Here is a 22,521-nt window from a genome sequence, read left to right as displayed (position 1 = left end):
TATCGGTAAGCTAATCGCCGCATGGGCGGATGGCCGCGCACCCCCTGTGTACGGCAACGGCAGTCTACGTTCGAGCCGGGTCTGCAGTATTGCTTTGTGGGGCGGCCCGCGTTGCCGTTTACTTATCGGCCCCGGGTTTCCATGGATTGGCTGGCCTGCCGCAGCGCGGCGATCAGGGCATCGGCGCCCGGAGAGAGGCGTGCCCCTGCGCGCGTGGTGATGCCGATACTGCGAGTGGTGTCGGACAGCGGCAGGTCCAGTTCGACCAGCCAGCCGGCCTCGATCTCGTGGTGCAACTGGTGCGCCGACAGTGCGGTGACCAGATCGCCCTGCAGCAGCAAGCCGCGCACCAGAGCCAGGTCACCCGTTTCCACCAGCGGTTGCGGCAGCGCCAGCCCGCGCGATGCGAATACGCCATCCAACGCCTGCCGCGACGGCGATGCGGCGCGCGACAGCACCCAGGGATAGGGCTCCAGGTCGGCAAGCGTGATGCGCTTGCCGTGGGCCAGCGGATGCGAAGCCCGCGCGATCAGCGCGATACGGTCGGTGAACAGGACTTCCGTGGCAAGTCCTTGCGAAGGATGCGGTCGCAATGCGCCCAGGATGAAATCGATGCGCCCGCTTAGCAGGCCCCCGGTGAGTTCCTCGTAAGGGCTCTCCAGCGAGCGGAAACGCAGTCGCGGGTGCCGGCGGTGGACATCGGCGATGGCCATGGGCATCAGCAGCGTGCGGCCCAGCGGCAGTGCGCCGATGGTCACGGCGCCTTCCAGCACGCCTTGCAGCGCGGCAATATCGGCCCGGATGTGGCGCAGTTCGGCCAGCGCGCGCTCAAAGCGCACTACCCACCGGCTACCGGCATCGGTGGGCACCATGCCGCGTGCCGTCCGCGTAAAGACGGGCTGGCCCAACGCATCCTCCAGCCGGGCGATGGCTTGGCTCACCGCCGATTGCGATACACCCACCGACGCCGCCACGCTGGGCATATGGTGTACCTCGGCCAGCATCACGGCCACCTCCAGGCGGCGCTCGTTGTGCAGGGCTTCGAGGCTGGCTACGGTGACGCCGGGCCGGGTGCGCAGGCGCACCGCTTCGTCGCGCACCTCGCGCAACGCCGCCTCGATGTGGCGGGCTCGCTCCAGCACGAGTTCGCCAGCACGCGTCAGCAGCATGCCGCGCCCCTTGCGTTCGAACAACGCCACACCGAGCGTCTGTTCCAGCGCCGCCACCGAGCGCGCAATGGCCGACGAAGCGCGGTGCAGCGTTTCGGACGACCGACGCACGCCCCCGGCCGCGGCCACGCCGGCAAATACGTGCAGGTGATGCAGGCTGACGGTCTCCATATCGCTATTGTCGTGTCGGTCTGGGCAGCGCGCCTACGGGCGATAAGCAGATTAGAACAATTGTCGTGCGAGATCGCAACCAAGGACTTGTACCGGGCGCGGATACTGCGGGCACCCGACAAATGCCGAGCCTGCCCACGCTAAACCCGCCATGACGCCATGCCTTGACTCTGATCTGCGCGGCATTCCTTGCACCCTGATGCGGGGCGGTACGTCGCGCGGACCGTTCTTCCTGGCCAGCGACCTTCCCGCGGACACTGCCGCACGCGACCGCGTGCTGCTGGCGGCCATGGGCAGCCCCGACCCGCGCCAGATTGACGGACTGGGCGGCGCGCACCCGCTAACCAGCAAAGTCGGCATTGTGGCGCCCGGCACGCCGGGGCAGGCCGATCTCGACTTCACGTTCGCGCAATTGCAACCCAATGCGGACACCGTGGACACTACGCCAAACTGCGGCAACATGCTGGCCGCGGTACTGCCGTACGCCATCGAGCGCGGGCTGGTGGCACCGCAGGGAGATTTCACCCGTGCCCGCGTGCTGACACGCAACACGGGCATGCTGTGCGACGTCACGATGCAGACTCCGCAAGGAGTGCCGCGCTTCCATGGCGATGCTCGCATTGATGGCGTGCCGGGCACTGCATCGCCCATCGTGATCAACTTTCTCGACACGGCCGGCTCGGTGTGCCATGCGCTCCTGCCGACAGGCAACGCTGTCGACCGCCTGACGATCATCGACCCCGTCACCGGGCAGCCTCTCGCCATCGAAGCCACGCTGATCGACAACGGCATGCCCATGGTGCTGATGCGCGCGGCAGATCTGGATCGCACGGCCAAAGAATCCGTCGCAGATCTGAATGCCGACACCCCGCTCAAGCAGCGCATCGAAGCCTTGCGGCTGGTTGCCGGCGAGATGATGGGTCTGGGCAATGTGGCGCAGAAAAACTATCCCAAGATGTGCCTGATCGCAGCGCCGCGCACCGGCGGAAGCATTGCCACGCGGTGCTTCATCCCGCGCGTCTGTCACGACGCCATTGGCGTACTGGCTGCCATCACGGTGGGCACGGCGTGCGTGCTTCCCGGCACGGTGGCAGAGGGCGTGGCGGTCGTCGACGCAGGACCGGTCCACGCCATCAACGTCGAACATCCCACCGGCGACTTCGCAGTGGAACTTGAAACCGATCTCGCCGATCCCGGCACGATACTCCGCAGCGCGCTGATCCGTACGGCGCGTCCAATCATGCGCGGCGAGGTGCTGGTTCCGGCCAGCGCCTGGCCACTTTGAGCTCTCTGTCTATGATCATTGATTGCCACGGGCATTTCACCACCGCCCCGAACGCACTGGAAGCTTGGCGCAAGCGCCAGATTGCCGCGCTCACCGCACCAGAGCAGGCGCCGTCCATCAGCGACCTGCACATCAGCGACGACGAACTGCGAGAAGCCATCGAAGGCAACCAGTTGCGCCTGATGCGCGAGCGCGGTGCCGACCTGACGATTTTCTCGCCGCGCGCCTCCTTCATGGCACACCACATCGGCAACTTCGAGACCAGCGCCACGTGGGCTGCGATTTGCAACACGCTTTGCCATCGCGTCAGCGAACTGTTCCCCGATCACTTCGTGGGTGCCGCCATGCTGCCCCAGACGCCGGGCGTGGATACGCGGAGTTGCGTGGCCGAGCTGGAACGCTGCGTGCTCGAGTACGGCTTTGTCGGTGTGAACCTGAATCCCGATCCCTCTGGCGGCCACTGGACGTCGCCGCCGCTGTCCGACCCGTACTGGTTCCCGATCTACGAAAAGATGGTGGAGCTCGACGTGCCGGCGATGATCCACGTCAGCACCAGTTGCAACGCCTGCTTCCACACCACCGGTGCTCACTACCTGAACGCCGACACCACAGCATTTATGCAGGTGCTGACCAGCGACCTGTTCCGGCGCTTTCCGACGCTGAAGTTCGTGATTCCCCATGGCGGCGGCGCCGTGCCTTACCACTGGGGCCGGTTCCGTGGCCTGGCACAGGAAATGAAGCTGCCGCCGTTGCAGGAGCATCTGCTGAACAACGTGTTCTTCGATACCTGCGTCTATCACCAGCCCGGCATCGACCTGCTGACCCGCGTAATTCCCGTGGAAAACGTGCTGTTTGCCTCGGAAATGATCGGCGCGGTACGTGGCATCGACCCCGAGACCGGACACTACTACGACGACACCCGCCGCTATATCGACGAGGCTGCGTTGTCGGCCCAGGAACGGCACCTGATCTACGAAGGCAACGCACGTCGCGTGTACACGCGCCTGGACGCGCGGCTGAAGGCGCGCGGCATGTAGGCGGACGTAATCACGCGGCACAGACCGAACAAGAATATCAACGGAGGAGAAAACGATGAAACTGCGCCACCTGGCGTTTTCGATCGCGCTCGGGCTGCCAGCCCTGGCGCAGGCTCAATCCGTGACGCTCTACGGCGTCATCGACACGGGCATCGAGTACCTGAACCACGTCGGCACCGCCGGGAATTCGGTGGTGAAGATGGCCAACCTGAGCGGCACCGTGCCGTCGCGCTGGGGCCTGCGCGGCACCGAGGACCTTGGCGGGGGCATGAAGGCCAACTTCGTGCTGGAATCCGGATTTGCTCCCGATAGCGGCGTCACCAACCAGGGCGGCCGCTTGTTCGGGCGGCAAGCGTGGGTGGGCCTGAGCGGCAACTGGGGCCAGGTCAGCCTGGGCCGGCAGTACACGATGCTGTTCTGGGCCATGCTCGACACCGACATTCTCGGGCCCAACGCCTATGGTTCCAGTTCGCTCGACAATTACCTGCCCAACGCACGCGCGGACAACGCCATCGCCTACAAAGGCAAGTTCGGCGGGTTCACGGTCGGGGCGACGTACAGCTTCGGCCGCGATTCGGTCAATGCGGGACCCAGCCCATCTGGCACCAACTGCGCGGGCGAAACCGCCGGCAACATGACCACCTGCCGCGAATGGTCGGCCATGCTCGGCTACGAGACCAACTGGTGGGGCGTGCTTGCTGCCTATGACTCGCTGCGCGGCGGCCCTGGCGCGTTCGCCGGCCTGACATCAAGCGAGCTCAAGGACGACCGTGCCACGGTGGGCGGCTATGCGCTCGTAGGCCACGCCAAGATCGGCGCCGGCTGGCTGGCGCGCCGCAACGGGGCACTGGCCACGCCGCGCAGCAACATGTACTACGCAGGCGTCGCCTACGACATCACGCCACAGGTAACGCTGTCAGGCGAAGCGTTCCACCTTGACTACCGCCACAGCTCCGACCGCGCATGGCTCGGCGCCGTACGCGCCAGCTACGCATTCTCGAAGCGGACCTCGGTGTACTCAACATTCGGCTACATCGACAATGGTGGCAAGCTCGCGCTCTCGGTAGATAGCGCGTCGACCGGTGCCAGCCCGGTAGCGGGCGGCACCCAGCTTGGCGCGATGCTAGGTGTCAAGCACGTCTTCTGACCTCGTCGCGACACACGGGGAGGTCCAACTGCCCACACTCCGTTAGTGCTGACGGGTGTGGGATTTTTTTTGGTTCATCGGAGAATTCCGGGGACTGAATTGCCACATTCCGTATCCTAATGGCTGTTAAGACTGCCGTTGAGGGACGGGATGTTGGATAGGAAGACGCTGCAGGCCTTGGGCTGCTGGGATGGCTACAAATCTGGATCGAGTGGTATGGCCTGAAGGGGAGAGCCGTACGCTGGCGCTGTAAACTGGTGTGAACAGGCGCGCCAGAGCGGCATTCCTGCTCTCCAACTGTTCGCCCAACGCCTTAGTGGCTACTGGCACGGCATCATTGCCCGATGCCGGCATCCTTTGAACACCAGCGTCGTTGAGGGGATCGACAACACCATCAAGGTCATCAAGCGCCGCGCCTACGGCTACCGCGACGAGGAATACTTCTTCCTCAAAATCCGCGCTGCCTTCCCCGGAATTCTCCGATGAACCGTTTTTTTGTGCCGTCTGGCAAAGCACCCGTCAAGGCCAATGTGCGCGGTCCAGATACGGCAAATCCGGGTCGCTGGAAGCCTCATTCGGCATATCAGGCGAGCGAGTCTTGCTTGATATATCAGGGTTTTCCCCTACATTGGCGCTCGACGTGCGTTAGAATCGCCGCCTGTATCGCCGGCATGTGGGTTCACTTCCAACCCGCCGCGCAGAAAACGACGGCGCCCCCCGCAGTCTGAATCAACGTTGGTATTGCCTCGGCTTGATCAGTCTGTCGACGCTGCACGCTAATTTGAAGTGACTCCCATGACTCAATCGGACAAGAAGACCGCCGCACGCCGCGGCGGCAAGCCTTTCACCCGTCGTAAATTCATTGCAACCGCTGTCGGCGCTGCAGCCGCATGGGGCGGCTATTCGTACTTTTTCGGCAGTCAGTACCGCGCTGCCAGGGCGGATCGCAAGGTCGATGTGCTGCTGATTGGCGGCGGCATCATGAGCGCCACGCTCGGCGTTTATCTGAAAGAGCTGCAGCCGGACTGGACGTGCGAGGTGTTCGAGCGCCTGGACAAGGTCGCGGAAGAGAGCTCGAACGGCTGGAACAACGCCGGCACCGGACACTCGGCACTCTGCGAGCTGAACTACACGCCGATGGACGACAAGGGCAATATCCATATCGACAAGGCCATCGACATCAACGAGAACTTCCAGATCTCGCGCCAGTTCTGGGCGCATCAGGTGCGCAAGGGTGTTTTGGGCAACCCGCGAGGGTTCATCAACTCGACACCGCACATGAATCTGGTCTTCGGAGAGGAAAACCGTGAGTTCATGCGTAAGCGCGTCGAGGCGCTCAAGGCTTCGCCGCTGTTCGCGGGCATGGAAATGACCACCGACCCGGCGAAGATTGCGGAGTGGATTCCCATCATGATGGAAGGCCGCAAGGCCGATGAGGTGGTCACCGCCACGCGTTCGCCACTCGGTACGGACGTGAATCTGGGCGAAATCACGCGTCAGTTCTACAAGCACCTGACCGGCCATGCAGGCGTGAAAGTCTCCACCGGCTACGAGGTGCGTTCCATTACCCGCAACGAGGACGGCACCTGGCGCGTGTCCGCGTTCGACACGAAGGATGGCTCCCGGATTCAGACGGTAGATGCCCGAAACGTGTTCATTGGCGCGGGCGGCGCGGCATTGCCGCTGCTGCAACTGTCCGGTATCCCCGAGGCGGAGCAATACGGCGGCTTCCCGGTGGGCGGCGAATTCCTCGTTACGGACAAGCCCGAGATTGCCTCGCGCCATCTGGCAAAGGTCTATGGCCTGGCGGATACCGGTTCGCCCCCCATGTCGGTGCCCCATCTGGATACCCGCGTGCTCGATGGCAAGAAGGTGATCCTCTTCGGGCCGTTTGCCACGTGGTCGAGCAAATTCCTCAAGAACGGCTCGTATTTCGACCTGGTCAAGGCGACGACCCCGTCGAACGTCATTCCTCAGTTGCAGGTCGGCGCTCACGAATTTGCACTCGTAAAGTACCTTGCGCAGCAATTGACGCTGTCCCGCGAAGAAAAGATGGCGGCGCTGCGCCACTACATGCCCGAGGCGAAGGACGAGGACTGGCGTCTGTGGGAGGCTGGACAACGCGTGCAGATCATCAAGAACGACCCGCAGAAAGGCGGGGTACTGAAGCTTGGCACCGAGGTTGTGGTGTCTGGCGACCGTTCGGTATCTGCGCTGTTGGGCGCTTCACCGGGTGGCTCGACGTCGCCGGCGATCATGCTGTCGCTGCTCGAGCGCGTGTTCCCCGAGCAGATGAAAACGCCGGCCTGGCAGCAGAAGATTCGCGAGATCGTGCCCAGCTACGGCAAGAAGCTCAATGACAATCCGCAGCTTCTGGCAAAGGAATGGGCGACCACGGCCGAAACGCTGCAACTGGCCATCGCGCCGCCAAGCCTTGACGGCGTCATCCCGGCCACCGGCACCATGACGAACCCGGGCGTGGTGAAGAAGGTGCCGGATATGGCCTTGTAAGGCACGGGCACGGGAAGAACTGGCCGATCGCAGTCGTTCGACTGGATCAATGCCACGAACGGCGCCTCACGAATCTCCACGTCGCGTAACGCCGGTCTGTGGATTTGCCCGAGCCTCCAGAAAATCCACCAGCATCTTTGCGACCGGCGACAGCGTATCGAAGTCGCGCGAGCAAATGGCAAACCGGCGGCGGGCCCAGTCGTCGCGCAAGGGGATTGCGCGAATACCGAGTGCCTGCGCAACGGGTTCCGCAATTTCCTGCGGGAGGATGGCCAATCCCAGATTTGCGCGAACGCAGCGCAGCGCGGCATCGAATGTGGATACGACTGCCCGGTAGTCGATACGTCGGCCGAGAATTGCGGCATGTCGATTCAGCATGGTCTGGACGGCTGTTTGCGCCGGCATGCCGATATGCCGATGATCCAGCGTCTGCGCGAATGCGCAATTGTCAGCCCGGGCGAGCGGATGCGAACCATGCACGATCGCTGCCAGATGGTCTGTCCGATACGGGCGGGTCTGAAATCCTTCGAGGTCGGCCGCATCCCAGCAAATCGCCAGTGGTGCCGAGCCTTCGCGCAGCGACCGCACAACGTCGATGCTCAGGCTTTCCTCGATCGTGATGCCAACATCCTGATGACCCGGGATCTGCAGGAAGGCGGCGATGTCGTCCGGCAGCGATTCTGCCATCGACGATACGGTCGCCAGCAGGCGCACCTGACCCCGAATGCCCGAGCCAAAGTCAGCCATGTCCCGCGCCACGCGGTCGGCTGCGGCCAGCATTGCGCGTGCATGAGTCAGCACAATTTCGCCGGCGGCGGTAGGCACCACGCCACGGCGGCGGCGGTCCAGCAGGCTTGTGCCGACCGTCTCCTCAAGCTGCGCCAGCCGCTTGCTGATGGCGGATGCCACGATATGTTGCTGCTCGCCAGCGCGTGCGATGTTCTGGGTTTCGCACACGGCGACGAATAGCCGGAGGGTGGTCAGGTCGAGATCTCGCATGCCTGGATTGTAGGCTCAGACGTTCCGATATGGAACGATAGCGATGGCAGAAGATCGCTTCCGATTGTTTTTGGAACGGCATAGAGTGGCAGGTATCGCCTGTCTCTTCCCGGCGTCTCGCCGCAAGCCATGACCCCTGCATCGCAACACCAGAAACTGGCCGCCTGGCCGCTGCACGCCGTAATCCGTGAGGTCGGATTGCGTGACGGGCTCCAAAGTATCCGGACCATCGTCCCCACCGAACACAAGAAGACCTGGATTCGTGCTGCCCACGCCGCAGGCCAGCGCGAGATCGAGGTGGGCTCGTTCGTCCCCGCACGACTGTTGCCGCAATTGGCCGATACCGCCGAGCTGGTGGCGTTCGCCCGCACGCTGCCGGGGCTGTTCGTCTCGGTGCTCGTGCCCAACCTGCGCGGCGCCCAGGATGCCATCGCCAGCGGTGCCGACCTGATGATCGTGCCGTTGTCCGCCAGCCACGCGCATAGCCTTGCCAATCTGCGTAAGACCCCCAACGAAGTGGTGGCCGAGGTGGCACGTATCCGCGCGGCGCGCGACGCCGCGGGGTCGAGGACGCTGATCGAAGGTGGCGTGGGCACGGCCTTTGGCTGCACGCTACAGGGTCGCGTGGCGCCCGATGAGGTGCTGCGGCTGATGCAGGCGTTGCTCGACGCGGGCGCCGATCGCGTGAGCCTGGCCGACACGGTTGGCTACGCCGATCCGCGCATGGTGCGTGAACTGTTCGAGCGGGCCGTCGCGATGGCCGGCGACCGCTTCTGGTGCGGCCATTTCCACGATACGCGCGGACTGGGCCTGGCCAATGTGCTGGCGGCCATGCAAACCGGCGTCACGCGCTTCGATGCCTGCCTGGCCGGCATCGGCGGCTGCCCGCACGCGCCCGGCGCCAGCGGCAACGTGACGACCGAAGACCTGGCGTACATGCTCGGCAGCATGGGCATCGAGACGGGCGTCGATATCGATGCACTGCTGGCATTGCGACAGCAGGTGAAAGGCTGGCTTGCCGGGGAAACGCTGCACGGCACGCTCTGGCGCGCCGGATTGCCCAAAACCTTTGCTGCCGGCGCCCATCGCGCGGTGGCTTGATCGACATCCTGGACCGTACCATGCAACAAGAGAACACATCGCTGCCGTTGGCCGGCATCCGTGTCGTCGAATTTACCCACATGGTGATGGGGCCCACCTGCGGCATGATCCTGGCCGACCTGGGCGCCGAGGTCATCAAGGTGGAGCCGCCCGGTGGTGACAAGACCCGCAACCTTCCGGGGCTGGGCATCGGCTTCTTTCGCGCCTTCAACCGCAACAAGAAGAGCGTGGTGCTGGACATCACGACCGAAGAAGGGCGCGCGGCCGCGGCCGAACTGGCCGGGCAGAGCGATGTGCTGCTGGAAAATTTCCGGCCCGGCCTGATGGAAAAGCTCGGTCTCGACTACGCAACGCTGTCGGCAAGGTACCCGCACCTGATCTACGTTTCCCACAAGGGCTTCCTGCCCGGACCGTACGAAAAACGGCTGGCGCTGGATGAAGTCGTGCAGATGATGGGCGGCCTGTCCTACATGACCGGGCCGAAGGGCAGGCCGCTGCGCGCGGGGACGTCGGTCAACGACATCATGGGCGGCATGTTCGGCGCCATCGGCGTGCTGGCCGCGCTGCGCGAACGTGATCGTACCGGCCGAGGACAGGAGATCCAGAGCGCGCTGTTCGAAAACTGCGTGTTCCTGGCGTCGCAGCATATGCAGCAGTTTGCGATGACGGGCGAGGCACCGCCGCCGATGCCGTCGCGCGTGTCGGCGTGGAGCGTCTATGACGTGTTCACGCTGGCCAACGGCGAGCAACTCTTCATCGGTGCGGTCAGCGACAAGCAGTTCGTTACGCTCTGCAACGTGCTAGGGCATGCAGAACTGGTCCACCGGCCCGAGTACCGCGATAACGCGTCCCGTGTGGCAGTGCGGCCCCAGTTGCTGGAAGAACTGGGCATCATTCTTCAGCACCATCGCCCCGAAGCATTGATGCCCAAACTCGAGGCCGCAGGCATCCCTTATGCGCCGATCGTCCGCCCTGACCAGTTGCTCGACGATCCACACCTGAAGGAAAGTGGCGGGCTGGTGCCGATGCAGATGGACGACGGCTCGATGGCGCCCACGGTCCTGTTGCCGCTGTTGATGGGCGGCAGGCGCCCGGGAGTCAGGCATCCGTTGCCCAGGCCCGGCGAGCACAACGACGAAGTGTTGGGACGCATGACAAGGCCAGGTGACTGAGCCAGGCCCCGAAATTGCCTTACCGCTGTTCCCATAAAAAAGACGGAGACAACCATGATTTCACGCCCCCACTGGAGGGCCGTGGCGGCTGCCACAGGCTTTCTGCTCTGCACCGCGTTGCCCGCGCTGGCTCAAGGCGGCAAGCCGGTGCGGCTGATCCTGCCGATCAGCGCGGGTTCCGGCGTCGATGCCATCGCCCGTACCGCTGGCCCTGCGCTGGGCAAGGCCATGGGGCAACCCGTGGTGATCGAGAACCTGCCCGGAGCAGGTGGCATCACCGGTGCGGCCGCCGTGGTCAAGGCGCAACCCGACGGCCTGACGCTGGGACTGGTGTCGAACAATCACGTGATCAATCCGAGCGTATTCAAGTCGATGCCCTTCGACCCGATCAAGGACGTGACGCCGATCAGCGTAATCGGCGCCACCCAGCTCGTGCTGGTGGTCAATCCGAAAGTCCCCGCGAAGAACGTCAAGGAACTGGTGGCGCTGCTCAAGGCGAAGCCCGATGCCTACAACTATGCGTCGTCGGGGAACGGCACGATCATCCATCTTGCCGGCGAGATGTTCCTGAGCGAAGCCGGCGCCAAGGCCAATCACATCCCCTACAAGGGCACTGGCCCGATGGTGACCGACCTGCTTGGCGGGCAGGTGGACATGGGTGTGGTGGCACTCAATGCCGCGTTGCCTTACCTGAAGGCCGGCACCTTGCGTGCCATTGGCGTGTGTGGCGATGCGCGTTCGCCCGTTGCCCCCGATGTGCCGACCATCGCGGAGCAGGGCCTGCCCGATTACCACGTCGAAGGCTGGTTCGCCGTCGTGGGCCCCGCCAACATGAAGCCCGCCGATGTGAAGCGGATACATGATGCCTTTGCCACGGCGTTCTCCAGCCCCGAGGTGGTCGAAGCCCTGAAGAAGCAGGCCACCGCCATCAAGCCCGGATCTCCCGAGGCGGCCGCCCAGTTCTTCCGTACTGAAGCCGACCGTTACGCCGGCCTGGTGAAGAAGGCCAACGTCAAAGTCGAATAATCCATCCCACCGAGAACATGTCCATCTACCGGCTTTCGCGCCTGGTTTGATTACCAGCCATGCAAGCGGTGCCATTCAGCGATCTCGCCCTCGTCGGCGAGAGCCTGGTACGAGGGAAACTGCGCGCCCGTGGCACATGCGTGGTTTGGCAGGATGCGCAGCCGTGTGCCGATCGGGAAACGCCTGGCGATGTCGGTATCCGTCGCATCCGCGCGCGACAGGATGCCATGTTCCTGATTTGCGCCACGGAGGATGTAGCCCGGAATGACTGCACCATCGACTCCGCACACCTGGCCATAGCCGAAGTCGCGTTTCTGGTTCTGCGTGCCGCGATCGCGGCTCATGGCCATCCAACCCGCATCGACGATGGCCCAGCCTTTGTCGGCTTGGTGTCCGATCACGGTGGTGATCACGCTCAGTGCGATGTCTTCGGTCGAACAAACGCCCACGTTGTGCATGACGAGGTCGAAGAAGACGTAAACGCCGGCGCGTACTTCGGTCACGCCTTGCAAGTGGTTCGCGGAGAGCGCCGTCGGCGTGGAGCCGACGCTGACCACCGGGCAGGGCAGGCCGGCTTCGCGCAGTCGATCGGCGGCGTGAACGCAGCCGGCCCGCTCCTGCTCCGCCATCGCGGCAAGTGCCTCCGGCGTATCGAGTTCATAACTGGAACCCGCGTGCGTCATCACGCCACCAAGACGCGCGCCGCCTTCGTGCAGCACGGTCGCGACATCGAGGAGTGCTGGTTCATCCGGGCGGATGCCGGAGCGATGGCCGTCGGTATCGATCTCGATCCAGACTTCGAAGACCTCGCCGTTTTCCGCGCCGAAGGCAACGATGGCGCGCGCAGAATCCACGCTGTCGGTCACGATCTTCAGGTCGCAGCCCCGGCGGCGGAGCGCCAACGCTTGGGGCAGCTTGTTGGCCACCATGCCCACGCCGTAGAGGATGTCGGTGATGCCGTCGTCAAAGAAATGGGCCGCTTCCTTCAGTGTGGAGACGGTGATGCCGCTGGCCCCTGCTGCGATCTGCGCGCGTACGACCTGCGAGCACTTGCTGGTCTTGGCGTGGGGACGGAAGCGCACGCCAAGCGCGTCCATGCGTGCCTGCATCCGTTGTATGTTCCGATGCATGCGCGAGGTGTCGATGACTGCTGCGGGAGTTTCCAACTTCATTAGCGACGTGGAGGAAGTGTTCATGTCGTCCATGATCTTGTCAGTCCATGTATTGGCGCTTGGCCTTTAGTGCCGGTACGTCTTTGCGCAGGCCACGCGAGATGAGGCCCGACGCCGCAGAGTGCGAGGGGCCATAGCGGAGCGTCTTAGCGGCTTGCAGCACGAAAGGACCGCAACCACGGCAGTGCCGAAGGCAGGGTCGAATACTCGACTTCCGGCGCGGGCGCACCGGCAGGCAGCGCGAGGCCGATGCGGTTATGCCAATACGTGCGCAATCCCACCGGTGAGGTACCGAACATGTCATAGCCGGAACCGGCCACGAAGGCGGCATCGGGTGCCTGCACGCGGAGTGCCTCCAGGGCAAGCTGGTACGGGCGCGGATCGGGCTTGTAGTAGCCGGCCGTCTCGGAAGTGACCACGGCATCCCAGTCGACTCCCAACAGGGCGGCAGCGCGCTGCCCCAGGCGCTCGGAGCAGTTCGTCACGACTGCCAGTTTGCAATGCGGCCGCAGTGCCTGCAGCAACTCGCGCGCGCCGTCCCACGGTGGTAATTCGTCCCAGTGCGCTTCCAGCGCCTGCGGGGCCGTCCAGGGCAAGCCGACGTGTTCGGCCGCTTCCTGCACCAGTCGTTCATAACTCACGTAGGCGCCGCAGCCGTAGGTCCTCCGCAGGTATTCGGCCCGCCAGGCGCGGCCCGCGGCCTCGGACCCGGCCGCCGAATTCCAGAGGGTCCAGGAGTCCAGCAATGCGGTGAGCGGGTCGAAAAGCACGGCACGCGGCCAGGCCGGCGAAAGGCGGGGAGCGACTTTGTCCATGAGATCCTTTTACGAGAGGTTTGCGCAGCGGCGCACTGTCGTCAGAGGTTCCCAGTGTAGAAACGATAGTGTGGCTCGTGGTTAAATCCCGGAACATCAATCGTTAAGCTGAAGTGAATGATCCAGATCGAGGACCTGCGCCTGGTCGAGGCGCTGGCACAGTCGCCCTCGCTTAGCGCAGCGGCGCGCGCGCTGAATGTGACGCCGCCGGCATTGTCTGCGCGCCTGCGCAAGCTGGAGTCCATCCTGGGCCTTGCGCTTGCCACCCGCACTGCCAGGCGGTTGAGCCTGACGCCCGAAGGCGAACGCTTCGCCCGTGAGAGTGCGGCGCTGCTGGCTCAGCTCCATGAGCTTCCCGAGTCTTTCAGGAGGGAGGACAGCCGACTCACGGGAACGCTCCGTATTGCCGCTCCCTTTGGCTACGGACGGCACCATATCGCCCCCCTGCTGGGGCGTTTTGCGCTGGCCCATCCGGGCTTGCGCTTGCAGCTCGATTTGCATGAGACTCCCTGGCCAGACCGCCACGACTCGGATGCCGTGGTCCACATCGGCGCGGTACGCGATTCATCCTGGATCGCCCGCACACTGGCACCCAATGCGCGCTGGCTGTGCGCCAGCCCGGCCTACTTGAGCCAGCACGGCACGCCCGCGGAGCCCCGCGACTTGCTCTCGCACGCCTGCATCTGCATCCGGGAGAACGACGAGGACGCGACGCTGTGGCGCTTCCGTTGGCCGGACGCCAGCGCAGGGCGGCGATCCCGGGCACGAGAGACCGTGCGTGTCGTGGCGGCCTACACCAGCAATGACGGCAGTATTGCGCGCCAGTGGGCAGAGCAGGGCCTGGGACTGGTGCTCCGTTCGGAATGGGACGTGGCCGACGCTGTCGCGCGCGGCAGACTGGTGCGGGTGCTGGCTGACTGGGAGTTCGACAGCGCGCCGGTGACATTGCTGGTGCCGACGCGTCGCGGACGTACGGCCCGTGTACAAGCAGTGATGCAATTCCTGGAAGAGGCCTTGGGCGGCGACAGGGCGGAAATGCAGTGAGGTGCGCGCGGAGCGCCTTCAGGCGGCGTGGTGTTCCAGGCCCGCACACAGGGCGTCGAACGGAACCTTGCAGCGCGCGCTGTGGCGCAGGTCCTCATGCATCGCGACCCACATTTCGAGTGGAAACGTGAAGTCGTCGGGCATCACGCGCACAAGGTCAGGATAGCGCCGAGCCAGTGCAACCTGACAGACGCCAATGCCTGCGCCTGCGCGGATCAGTGCGAATTGAGCGAGGTCGCTGTCCGTGCGCACCGTAAAGGCATCCCGGCGCCAGCCCGGGAGCGTCTTGCTTCCCGCTCGCAGGAACGGCGTCTCCTCGTCGAAACCGATCAACGCATGCATTGCCAGCTCGGCCGGCTTCTCGGGGATTCCCCGTTTGCTCAAATAGTGTCGGTGCGCATGCAGGCCCAGTTGGACGACGCCAATGCGCCGGGCAAGCAAGGCGTCCTGGTTCGGGCGCGTCATGCGAACGGCAATGTCGGCTTCGCGCAGCAGCAGGTCCTGGACACGGTTCGTCAGCGCGAGTTCGACCTTGAGTCCCGGGTGCGCCGCCTGTAGTTGCGCCACGATAGGAGGCAGAACCTCGGCGCCCATGACTTCGCTCGCGCTGATGCGCACGGTTCCCTTGACGTCGCCCTGGCTTTCCGCGGCGCGCATCAGTGCGGCTGCGGAAGTGCTCATGGCCTCGGCGTAGGGCTTGAGTTCGAGCGCGGCCGGAGTTGGGAGCAGCCCCGTCTGCGAGCGGGTGAAGAGGGTGAGCCCCAGGGACTTCTCCAGTGCTTCGACATGGCGACCCACTGTCGGTTGGGCGAGCCCCAGAGCGCGTGCGGCGCCAGACAGCGAGCCTTCCTGCAGCACACAGAGGTAAGAGCGATAGAGTTCCCAGCTAGGTTCCGTTCCCATACAAAAATGTATATCAGATATACGATGTTCGACAATTTTATTATAACGACGGTGCATTGAAAATGCTCCCCATGTTCAAGGGGAGATTCGATATGCAAACCGACAAGACAGCATTGGTTCTTGGCGCTACAGGCGGCATCGGTAGTGAGGTCGCCCGGCAGCTTCGGGACGCGGGCTGGAGTGTGCGCGGGCTCACGCGAAGCCAACACGTCCCGGCGACTGATGATGGCATCACCTGGATCGCCGGTGATGCAATGCGCCGAGAGGATGTCATGGCGGCCGCGCAGGGGTGCTCGGTGATCGTGCATGCGGTGAATCCGCAGGGTTACCGCCGCTGGGCAGAACTGGTGCTGCCCATGCTCGACAATACGATCGCCGCGGCGACAACACAAGGCGCCACCATCTTGCTGCCCGGTACCGTCTATAACTTCGGTCCGGACGCCTTCCCGGACCCGCATGAAGGCTCGCCCCAGCATCCGCTCACGCGCAAGGGAGGCATCCGCGTCGAACTGGAACGGCGTCTGCGTTTGGCCACGGCCAGCGGCGTGCGTACGATAGTGGTTCGTGCGGGTGACTTCTTTGGCCCGAAACCTGGCAATAGCTGGTTCTCCCAGGCAATGGTCAAACCGGGCCGGGCCGTTACCGTCATCAATCTTCCCGGCCGAAAGGGCATTGGGCATCAGTGGTCGTATCTGCCCGACGTGGCGCGCACGATGGTGGAACTGCTCGCGCGGCGAGAATCGCTGGAACCGTTTGCGGCGTTCCACATGGCAGGGCATTGGGATGAGGACGGCATGCAGATGGCCGAAGCCATTCGCCGCGTCGTGGTTCGTCGTGGCGGCCGTGTGCCAATACTGCGCCCGTTCCCGTGGTGGCTGCTCAGTGTCGCCTCGCCCTTCGTCACCACTTTCCGCGAGATGCGCGAGATGCGTTACCTATGGCAGAAGCCGGTGCGCATGACAAACGACAAGCTGCTATCCGTGCTCGGACAGGAACCACACACGCCGCTCGATCGTGCCATTGAGGCGACGTTGCACGGCATGGGGTGCATCGATCCGTCGAGCGCAGTCGTTCAGGCCGCCTCGGCCTACTGGCCTTCGAGCCACTGAATTGCGAAGCGCATCAGTTCCTTGCCACTTCGGATGCCCAGCTTCTGCTTGATGTTGGCTTGGTGAGCTTCGATGGTCTTGATACTGCGACTCATTTTCTCGGCAATTTCACGTGTACTGAAGCCAAGTCCGATCAGGTGCAGGACCTCGAATTCCCGCTCTGACAGGTGGGCGATGGCGCTCGTGGGCGCTTTGGTCGGCGTTGTCAGCGTGCGCGCGAGCTTCTCATGCATCGCTGCGCTCAAGTAGACGTTTCCGGCGAGTACCTCTCGGATGGCGTTCAGGATGTGTTCCGTGGCCCCGAGCTTCATGAGATACCCGTTGGCGCCGGCCCGCAATGCACGCTCGGCGAACAGGGCTTCGTCGTGCATGCTGAGAACGAGGATCGCCAGCGTCGGATGGTGCTGCCTGAAATGCCTGACGAGGTCCAGGCCGGAGTTCGACTGCAGGCTGAGATCCACGATGGCCAGGTCGGGCTTGCAGGCGACAGCCGTCAATGCTTCTTCGGCACTGCCGGCCACGCAGCAAACGTGCAGGTTCTCATGTGAATGCAGCAAGTGGGTCAGCCCTTCCCGGATAATAGGATGGTCATCCACGATAAGGATCTGGACCGCACGATGCGGGCTATATGATGTTCCTTGCATCGTCCGGGCTCTCCGGTATCGGGAAGCGGATTGCGACCGTGGTGCCGCCCCAGCTATTGCAGGAGACCGTGCACGAGCCCCCAAGCAGACTCGCCCGATGGCGCAGGTTGTGCAGTCCCAGCCCTGTGCCATGTGCCAGCTGGTCCTCGGCGAGACCGACGCCATCATCACTGATAGAGAGTTGCTGGAAACCGCTGTCGCGATCGAGCTCGATCCATATGTGGCTGCCGTGGCTGTATTTGAGCGCATTGTTGACCGCTTCCTGTGCCGCGCGGAAGAGATGGTTTTGCATCGGCGGCGCCAGGAAGTCCGCCGCTGACTTGACCTGGAGCGCGCAGTCGATGCCGTTGACCGAACGCGTTGTCGTGACCAGGGCTTGCAGGGCAGCGGTCAAGCCACCTGCTTCCATTGCGACAGGATCCAGGCCGTGCGCGACCTTGCGGGTCATCAGAGCGGCCTGCTTGACCAGTTCGACGATCTTCTCTGCGCTGGGGGCTGCGGGATGGCGATGCTTCTGCAATTCCTCGCTCAGCGCCACACAGTAGAAGTCCAGGCTGGTGAGATGCTGGCCAAGGCCATCGTGCAACTCCTGGCCGATGAGCCTCTGCTGCAGATCGCCGCTCTGGATCAGTTCGGCCTCGAGCAGGCGGCGTCGCGCGATCTCCTTCCTCAACTCCTGGTTCGCGCGCTCGAGTTCATGGGTTCGTTCTTGTACGCGCGTCTCCAGCATGACGTGGGAGGCGAGCAGGAGCCACTGGATTCGCTTTTCCTGGGCATGTGCTGCCACGAGCAGCAGCCCGGTAAGGGCCACGACGTTGGCAAATGCGCACCATCTGACCAGGCTGTCCACCGACGTTGCGGCTGCAAAGGGACCGGTGCCACGTGTGGTGCCCCAGATGGCGATGATCGAAACAAGCAATGTCGAGAGGCATGTGCCCCAGTGGTCGAAGCGCAATGCTGCCCAGATGGTGAACGGGAACACCGCCAGGGCAGCAGGATAGTACCCATGCCCTGCGAGTTCGCCGGAGCCGAAGATGAGATAGCTGATCCACGCCGTCGCAAGGGCAAGTGCACACGCTTCCGAGGCCAGTTTGGCGGAGTGAATGGGGTTTGGATACGAGATCGATGTCAGGAGCGCAGGAGCCACGACCAGAACGCCCATCATGTCCCCGAGCCACCACTGCAGAAGGGCAGGGGCGAATTCGCCGGGATGCGCGAGCCCCGCTGCAACGAGCGCACTGGCGCCGATGAGCGCGCTCACTGTCGTACTGGTCGTCGCACCCAGGACGATAAAGGCGATGACGTCCTTGCTGCGATCCATGGTGCACCGGAATCGCACAAACTGCGTCAATGAAAGCCACCCCAGCAGGGACGCGGTCATCGCGCCAAGCCCGATGACCAGCGCCACCCGAGTTGGCACGCCCACCGACATGTTGGCTGCAACCGAGCCGATCGCGATTCCGGGAGCCCCCTGGATACCCAGAACGAGCAGGGCAGCCAGAGCGATCCCGCTGGAGGGCCAGACGAGAGACACGGCGCCTCCCACCATCGCATAGGAAAGTCCGACCTTTGCACCGGCGAAGTACGCCAGGGCGACAAGTGCAGTACTAATAAAGGGATGGGACCGCGCGGATTGCGTGATGTTCTGCATGGCTTGCTTCCAATCATGTGGCAGACCTTCGGAACTTCAGGCTTCTTCTCGGCCACAATGACGGCGGTTGTGCGCGGTATTACGCCTTTGCCAAGCACGCTGGCACGGGCGCAGCAAAAAAACTCCTTAGAATTTATGCCAGATTCCCAATGGGGGTAAGGATCGATTCAACGTGTCATGCAGATTTGGCGGCAAACCGGATTCTCATGGCGGATTTTCCCGTGCTGCCCCCCCGATTCGATTCCTGTTCGCACGGATGTGGCGCGGAACTCCACGAATAGGGCGTTCCCCTAGGAGCTTTTCGGACAAGTTCCCCATACGCGTACGCGTGGTTGACGCCTACATTGACGGGTACGAAGTTGAGCGGCACAAACTGAGCTTCGGGCGTTCTTCCAACCACGTTAATGGGGGTGAAAAATGGTAAGAACAATCTTCTTGCTCGCAGCGGCGAGCGCGGCACTCACCGCTGGTGTGGCCTATGCGGGGGTGGGGTCGCGGGATGTCTACACCGACGGCGCCAACACGGTGGGCCCGCGGGATCCCTATAGCGATGGCGGGCTGACGTCAAAGTTCGATGTGTTCTCCGATGGCGCGCGCGTCACGGACAGGAGAGATGCGTTCACCGATGGAGCATGACGTACGAGCATGGTGAATCCCCAGACGGCCGTCTCAGGCCATCGTTCAGCATGTCGCTCCGGGGTTCGTGCTGCTACCGGCGCGGCTCAAGCCGCGCCCTCAGCACAAAAGGCACCCCCGTGCCAACACTTGATTAGGCGGACGCCCCGACATCTGGGGACGCCCCAGATAATGGGGGGATAGCGCCGAATCAGGATGCCCTCTTCCTAAACCTATACTGGTAGCGCCTGAGTTGGAACCGGAGCGCTGCCATGACCGATCTTCCATTCCGTCACGCCGAAACGGACTCATACGATACCGTCGAGTCTCTGGTCCTTGATCTTCTGGAATGGATCGGACCCGATGCACGACCTTACATCGAGGTCATCGAAGCCTGGCGTACCTCGTGCCCCCGTCTGCCGGTTTGGGAAGAAGCCAACGCGCGAGGTTATCTGACACGCATCCATTCACCCGGCGGCGCTGAAGTGAAAGTCAGCGAGGCGGGTGCCGCCTATTTGCGAACCAGTCGGGGCAGGCCAACGGGGAGTCCGCAAGCAGCCGCTTGAATGTCATCGCCCAAGATGGCAGAAAATTCCTCGCCGCCAACGCGCGATACTCCTCGCCGATGATGGCTGCGGCCGTTCGCGCTGTGCCCATCGCTTCGCCCGCGGCACGTGTCGCATTCAAAGATCACTAAGATCTCGGTCAGAAAATTCTGAATTCCGCTTGGCGTTGTCTTCTGCAACGATAGCCTCAAGGTGCATTCCGCGCGAGATTCTTGTTTTGCGGAGGGAAAGTCACGCGCGGGGCGCCGGCTTTCAGTCCTCGACGTGGCCCGGGAGGGCACTTTCACTGTGCTTTGCCCGCGCCGCATTCGTGTGCGGCGCAATGACCGCAATGCTGTTGTGCAACAGGCGATGAAAGCAGTAACAAACCGACGGTGGACAACGAAGGGAGGCGGGAAATGCATCGAGGCAAGGAAGGGAGGGCGACACAGACGGGCTGCAGCTTGTTGATGCTGGCCACGCTGGCAGCGGTCCTCGCGATCACGGGGTGTGGCAAGAAGGACGAGTCCCCAAAGACACAGCAGCCGGCGGCACAAGCGCCCGCTCCGGCGCCGGAGTCCAGCGCGGCTGCGCCTGTGCCAGCCAGGGAGAATCCGCCCGTGGCGGCCAACGTGCCGGTGCCTGCCGCTTCCGCGCCCGCGTTGGCAGCCACCTCGCCGTCTGGCAAGAAGCCAAACATACTGGTCATTTTCGGGGATGACATCGGTCAGGCCAACATCAGCGCCTACAGCCACGGCGTGGTTGGCTACCGAACTCCCAATATCGACCGCATTGCCGCCGAAGGGATGATGCTGACGGACTACTACGGCGAGAACAGCTGTACAGCGGGGCGCTCTACTTTCATTACTGGCGAAAGTGGCTTGCGCACGGGCTTGCTGAAGGTCGGCATCCCTGGCTCGCCGATCGGCTTGCAGGCGCAGAACGTGACCATCGCCCAGGCACTGAAGCCGCTTGGCTATGCAACGGGTCAATTCGGCAAGAACCACCTGGGCGACAGGAACGAGTACTTGCCTACCGCACACGGCTTCGACGAATTCTTTGGCAACCTCTACCACCTGAACGCGGAAGAGGAGCCTGAGCGCCCCTACTACCCGAAGAACGACACGGCCTGGGTCAAGGCAAACGCCCCGCGCGGCGTTCTCCATTCCTTCGCGGACGGCAAGATTGACGACACCGGCCCCCTTAACCGCAAGCGCATGGAGACGATCGACGACGAAACCACCGCGGCTGCGATCGGCTTTATGGAAAAGCAGGTCAAGGCCGATAAACCGTTTTTCGTGTGGATGAACACGACACGCATGCATGCCTTCACGCATGTCCGCGACTCCATGCAAGGCCAGAGTGGCATGCCCGGTAATGAATACGCCGATGGCATGCTTGAGCACGATGGAGATGTCGGCAAGCTTCTCAAATCGCTCGACGATCTGAAGGTTGCGGACAATACGATCGTGATCTACACAACCGACAATGGCCCCAATCAGTGGTCGTGGCCGGACGCCGCGACCACGCCGTTCAGAAGCGAGAAGGATACCAACTGGGAAGGTGCGTTCCGCGTTCCGGCACTGATCCGGTGGCCGGGCCGGATCAAGCCCGGCACCGTGTCGACGACCATGATCTCGGGGCTCGACTGGTTCCCGACCTTGCTTGCGGCTGCCGGCGATACCGACATCAAGGATCGCTTGCTAAAGGGTGCGAGCATTGGCGGAAAGACCTTCAAGGTGCATCTGGACGGCTATAACTTCCTGCCATACTTGACCGGACAGACGAACACCGGCCCTCGCCAGGATTTCTTCTACTTCAACGACGATGGCGTATTAGTGGCGATGCGGCACAACGACTGGAAGTTCGTTTTCTGTGAGCAGCGGCATCCTGGCGGCTTCGAAGTGTGGGCCAACCCGTTCACGTGCTTGCGCGTGCCGAAGGCGTTCAACCTGCGCATGGACCCCTACGAGCGGGCGGACATCGTTTCCGACCAATATTACGACTGGACGGCAAAGAACGCGTACATGATCAGTTATGCATCGTCGCGCGTGGGGCCATTCCTCCAAACGTTCAAGGACTATCCGCCAAGCCAGAGGCCAGCCAGCTTCACGATCGACCAGATGACGGAAGCGGTGATGCAGTCCATCAACAAGGCAGGAGCCAGGTAATAGTTGCCGTGGCGTGGTTGGCCGGACACCCTCCGGGCAACCACTCAAGTCGACGAACCCGGTTATAGCGCAACCGGCGGCCTGGGGATCGGCCTGTCTCTTGCAAATCGATCATCGAAAAGCATGCTGGATCAATTAGCGCCACCAGCGCTGGACCCGGACAAGGAAGCACGTTCACCATACAGTGCGACCGACGCCGGAAGCGGGCAGAGACCTGTGGCGCAACCACCCGAA

The 22,521-nt window shown here is 63.3% G+C and carries 18 protein-coding genes and 2 pseudogenes; 13 read left to right on the top strand and 7 right to left on the bottom strand.

Annotation, left to right across the window (positions count from 1 at the left end; translation table 11 throughout):
* Nucleotides 1–122: 122 nt before the first annotated feature.
* Complete coding sequence (locus tag AC3FJ6_RS12995) at nt 123–1,340, bottom strand: LysR family transcriptional regulator (RefSeq protein ID WP_488772250.1); 1,218 nt, start codon at nt 1,338–1,340, stop codon at nt 123–125.
* A gap of 151 nt (nt 1,341–1,491) precedes the next feature.
* Here AC3FJ6_RS12995 and AC3FJ6_RS12990 point away from each other — a divergent pair, with 151 nt between their 5' ends.
* From AC3FJ6_RS12990 to mqo, 5 genes and pseudogenes are all read left to right on the top strand, one after another.
* The gene (locus AC3FJ6_RS12990; RefSeq protein ID WP_488772249.1) at nt 1,492–2,625 is read left to right on the top strand and encodes a 4-oxalomesaconate tautomerase; all 1,134 of its coding nucleotides are present in this window, start codon (nt 1,492–1,494) and stop codon (nt 2,623–2,625) included.
* An 11-nt stretch (nt 2,626–2,636) separates the two neighbouring features.
* Nucleotides 2,637–3,662, top strand: a complete 1,026-nt coding sequence (locus tag AC3FJ6_RS12985) for an amidohydrolase family protein (RefSeq protein ID WP_488772248.1) — start codon at nt 2,637–2,639, stop codon at nt 3,660–3,662.
* A gap of 55 nt (nt 3,663–3,717) precedes the next feature.
* Nucleotides 3,718–4,809, top strand: coding sequence for a porin (locus tag AC3FJ6_RS12980; RefSeq protein ID WP_488772247.1), 1,092 nt, complete (start codon nt 3,718–3,720; stop codon nt 4,807–4,809).
* A gap of 255 nt (nt 4,810–5,064) precedes the next feature.
* Nucleotides 5,065–5,295, top strand: a pseudogene (locus AC3FJ6_RS12975) (transposase); the annotation flags it as partial.
* 309 nt (nt 5,296–5,604) lie between these two features.
* Nucleotides 5,605–7,320: a malate dehydrogenase (quinone) gene (gene mqo, locus AC3FJ6_RS12970; protein WP_488772246.1), complete on the top strand. Its 1,716-nt coding sequence runs from the start codon at nt 5,605–5,607 to the stop codon at nt 7,318–7,320.
* Nucleotides 7,321–7,386: 66 nt separating this feature from the next.
* Here mqo and AC3FJ6_RS12965 read toward each other — a convergent pair whose 3' ends face one another.
* A complete protein-coding gene (locus AC3FJ6_RS12965) occupies nt 7,387–8,319 on the bottom strand; it encodes a LysR family transcriptional regulator (protein ID WP_488772245.1) in 933 nt (310 codons plus the stop codon).
* A 129-nt stretch (nt 8,320–8,448) separates the two neighbouring features.
* Between AC3FJ6_RS12965 and AC3FJ6_RS12960 the strand changes: the two genes are divergently transcribed.
* The 3 genes from AC3FJ6_RS12960 to AC3FJ6_RS12950 are packed head-to-tail and all read left to right on the top strand — an operon-like array spanning nt 8,449 to nt 11,618.
* Nucleotides 8,449–9,420 carry a hydroxymethylglutaryl-CoA lyase gene (locus AC3FJ6_RS12960; RefSeq protein WP_488772244.1) on the top strand — a complete coding sequence of 324 codons (972 nt, stop codon included), beginning with the start codon at nt 8,449–8,451 and terminating at the stop codon, nt 9,418–9,420.
* 20 nt (nt 9,421–9,440) lie between these two features.
* A complete protein-coding gene (locus AC3FJ6_RS12955) occupies nt 9,441–10,592 on the top strand; it encodes a CaiB/BaiF CoA transferase family protein (protein WP_488772243.1) in 1,152 nt (383 codons plus the stop codon).
* 54 nt (nt 10,593–10,646) lie between these two features.
* Nucleotides 10,647–11,618, top strand: a complete 972-nt coding sequence (locus tag AC3FJ6_RS12950; RefSeq protein ID WP_488772242.1) for a tripartite tricarboxylate transporter substrate binding protein — start codon at nt 10,647–10,649, stop codon at nt 11,616–11,618.
* A gap of 50 nt (nt 11,619–11,668) precedes the next feature.
* Here the strand turns inward: AC3FJ6_RS12950 and AC3FJ6_RS12945 are convergent, their stop codons facing one another.
* Nucleotides 11,669–12,814, bottom strand: a complete 1,146-nt coding sequence (locus AC3FJ6_RS12945) for a DSD1 family PLP-dependent enzyme (RefSeq protein ID WP_488772383.1) — start codon at nt 12,812–12,814, stop codon at nt 11,669–11,671.
* Nucleotides 12,815–12,936: 122 nt separating this feature from the next.
* A complete protein-coding gene (locus tag AC3FJ6_RS12940) occupies nt 12,937–13,605 on the bottom strand; it encodes an HAD family hydrolase (RefSeq protein WP_488772241.1) in 669 nt (222 codons plus the stop codon).
* A 117-nt stretch (nt 13,606–13,722) separates the two neighbouring features.
* Here AC3FJ6_RS12940 and AC3FJ6_RS12935 point away from each other — a divergent pair, with 117 nt between their 5' ends.
* Nucleotides 13,723–14,649 (top strand): LysR family transcriptional regulator, encoded by a 927-nt coding sequence (locus AC3FJ6_RS12935; RefSeq protein ID WP_488772240.1) that lies wholly within the window; start codon nt 13,723–13,725, stop codon nt 14,647–14,649.
* A gap of 18 nt (nt 14,650–14,667) precedes the next feature.
* On the opposite strand, the gene AC3FJ6_RS12930 is transcribed toward AC3FJ6_RS12935, so the two are convergent.
* A complete protein-coding gene (locus AC3FJ6_RS12930; protein WP_488772382.1) occupies nt 14,668–15,552 on the bottom strand; it encodes a LysR family transcriptional regulator in 885 nt (294 codons plus the stop codon).
* Nucleotides 15,553–15,644: 92 nt separating this feature from the next.
* Here AC3FJ6_RS12930 and AC3FJ6_RS12925 point away from each other — a divergent pair, with 92 nt between their 5' ends.
* Complete coding sequence (locus tag AC3FJ6_RS12925; RefSeq protein ID WP_488772239.1) at nt 15,645–16,661, top strand: NAD-dependent epimerase/dehydratase family protein; 1,017 nt, start codon at nt 15,645–15,647, stop codon at nt 16,659–16,661.
* Here the strand turns inward: AC3FJ6_RS12925 and AC3FJ6_RS12920 are convergent.
* Together AC3FJ6_RS12920 and AC3FJ6_RS12915 are read right to left on the bottom strand one after the other, a co-directional pair.
* Nucleotides 16,640–17,257, bottom strand: coding sequence for a response regulator (locus AC3FJ6_RS12920; RefSeq protein ID WP_488772238.1), 618 nt, complete (start codon nt 17,255–17,257; stop codon nt 16,640–16,642). The two genes, AC3FJ6_RS12925 and AC3FJ6_RS12920, sit on opposite strands and share 22 nt — an antisense overlap.
* Nucleotides 17,258–17,285: 28 nt before the next feature.
* Nucleotides 17,286–18,956 carry an MASE1 domain-containing protein gene (locus AC3FJ6_RS12915; RefSeq protein ID WP_488772237.1) on the bottom strand — a complete coding sequence of 557 codons (1,671 nt, stop codon included), beginning with the start codon at nt 18,954–18,956 and terminating at the stop codon, nt 17,286–17,288.
* Nucleotides 18,957–19,843: 887 nt separating this feature from the next.
* Here AC3FJ6_RS12915 and AC3FJ6_RS12910 point away from each other — a divergent pair.
* From AC3FJ6_RS12910 to AC3FJ6_RS12900, 3 genes and pseudogenes are all read left to right on the top strand, one after another.
* Nucleotides 19,844–20,137 carry a 3-phosphoglycerate dehydrogenase gene (locus AC3FJ6_RS12910; protein ID WP_488772236.1) on the top strand — a complete coding sequence of 98 codons (294 nt, stop codon included), beginning with the start codon at nt 19,844–19,846 and terminating at the stop codon, nt 20,135–20,137.
* A 449-nt stretch (nt 20,138–20,586) separates the two neighbouring features.
* Nucleotides 20,587–22,287 carry an arylsulfatase gene (locus tag AC3FJ6_RS12905; RefSeq protein WP_488772235.1) on the top strand — a complete coding sequence of 567 codons (1,701 nt, stop codon included), beginning with the start codon at nt 20,587–20,589 and terminating at the stop codon, nt 22,285–22,287.
* Between the two features lie 72 nt (nt 22,288–22,359).
* Nucleotides 22,360–22,469 (top strand): annotated as a pseudogene (locus AC3FJ6_RS12900) (ATP-binding protein); the annotation flags it as partial.
* Nucleotides 22,470–22,521 lie beyond the last annotated feature (52 nt).

The organism is Cupriavidus sp. 94F1, assembly GCF_057798875.1.
Note: the sequence above shows the minus strand (reverse complement) of the source record. Positions and strands in the feature narration are given on the sequence as shown.

Excerpts from the sequence above, each read along its gene's own strand:
- AC3FJ6_RS12995 (WP_488772250.1), bottom strand. The coding sequence starts at position 1,340 with ATGGAGACCGTCAGCCTGCATCACCTGCACGTATTTGCCGGCGTGGCC.
- AC3FJ6_RS12990 (WP_488772249.1), top strand. The coding sequence starts at position 1,492 with ATGACGCCATGCCTTGACTCTGATCTGCGCGGCATTCCTTGCACCCTG.
- AC3FJ6_RS12985 (WP_488772248.1), top strand. The coding sequence starts at position 2,637 with ATGATCATTGATTGCCACGGGCATTTCACCACCGCCCCGAACGCACTG.
- AC3FJ6_RS12980 (WP_488772247.1), top strand. The coding sequence starts at position 3,718 with ATGAAACTGCGCCACCTGGCGTTTTCGATCGCGCTCGGGCTGCCAGCC.
- mqo (WP_488772246.1), top strand. The coding sequence starts at position 5,605 with ATGACTCAATCGGACAAGAAGACCGCCGCACGCCGCGGCGGCAAGCCT.
- AC3FJ6_RS12965 (WP_488772245.1), bottom strand. The coding sequence starts at position 8,319 with ATGCGAGATCTCGACCTGACCACCCTCCGGCTATTCGTCGCCGTGTGC.
- AC3FJ6_RS12960 (WP_488772244.1), top strand. The coding sequence starts at position 8,449 with ATGACCCCTGCATCGCAACACCAGAAACTGGCCGCCTGGCCGCTGCAC.
- AC3FJ6_RS12955 (WP_488772243.1), top strand. The coding sequence starts at position 9,441 with ATGCAACAAGAGAACACATCGCTGCCGTTGGCCGGCATCCGTGTCGTC.
- AC3FJ6_RS12950 (WP_488772242.1), top strand. The coding sequence starts at position 10,647 with ATGATTTCACGCCCCCACTGGAGGGCCGTGGCGGCTGCCACAGGCTTT.
- AC3FJ6_RS12945 (WP_488772383.1), bottom strand. The coding sequence starts at position 12,814 with ATGAACACTTCCTCCACGTCGCTAATGAAGTTGGAAACTCCCGCAGCA.
- AC3FJ6_RS12940 (WP_488772241.1), bottom strand. The coding sequence starts at position 13,605 with ATGGACAAAGTCGCTCCCCGCCTTTCGCCGGCCTGGCCGCGTGCCGTG.
- AC3FJ6_RS12935 (WP_488772240.1), top strand. The coding sequence starts at position 13,723 with ATGATCCAGATCGAGGACCTGCGCCTGGTCGAGGCGCTGGCACAGTCG.
- AC3FJ6_RS12930 (WP_488772382.1), bottom strand. The coding sequence starts at position 15,552 with ATGGGAACGGAACCTAGCTGGGAACTCTATCGCTCTTACCTCTGTGTG.
- AC3FJ6_RS12925 (WP_488772239.1), top strand. The coding sequence starts at position 15,645 with ATGCAAACCGACAAGACAGCATTGGTTCTTGGCGCTACAGGCGGCATC.
- AC3FJ6_RS12915 (WP_488772237.1), bottom strand. The coding sequence starts at position 18,956 with ATGCAGAACATCACGCAATCCGCGCGGTCCCATCCCTTTATTAGTACT.
- AC3FJ6_RS12910 (WP_488772236.1), top strand. The coding sequence starts at position 19,844 with ATGACCGATCTTCCATTCCGTCACGCCGAAACGGACTCATACGATACC.
- AC3FJ6_RS12905 (WP_488772235.1), top strand. The coding sequence starts at position 20,587 with ATGCTGGCCACGCTGGCAGCGGTCCTCGCGATCACGGGGTGTGGCAAG.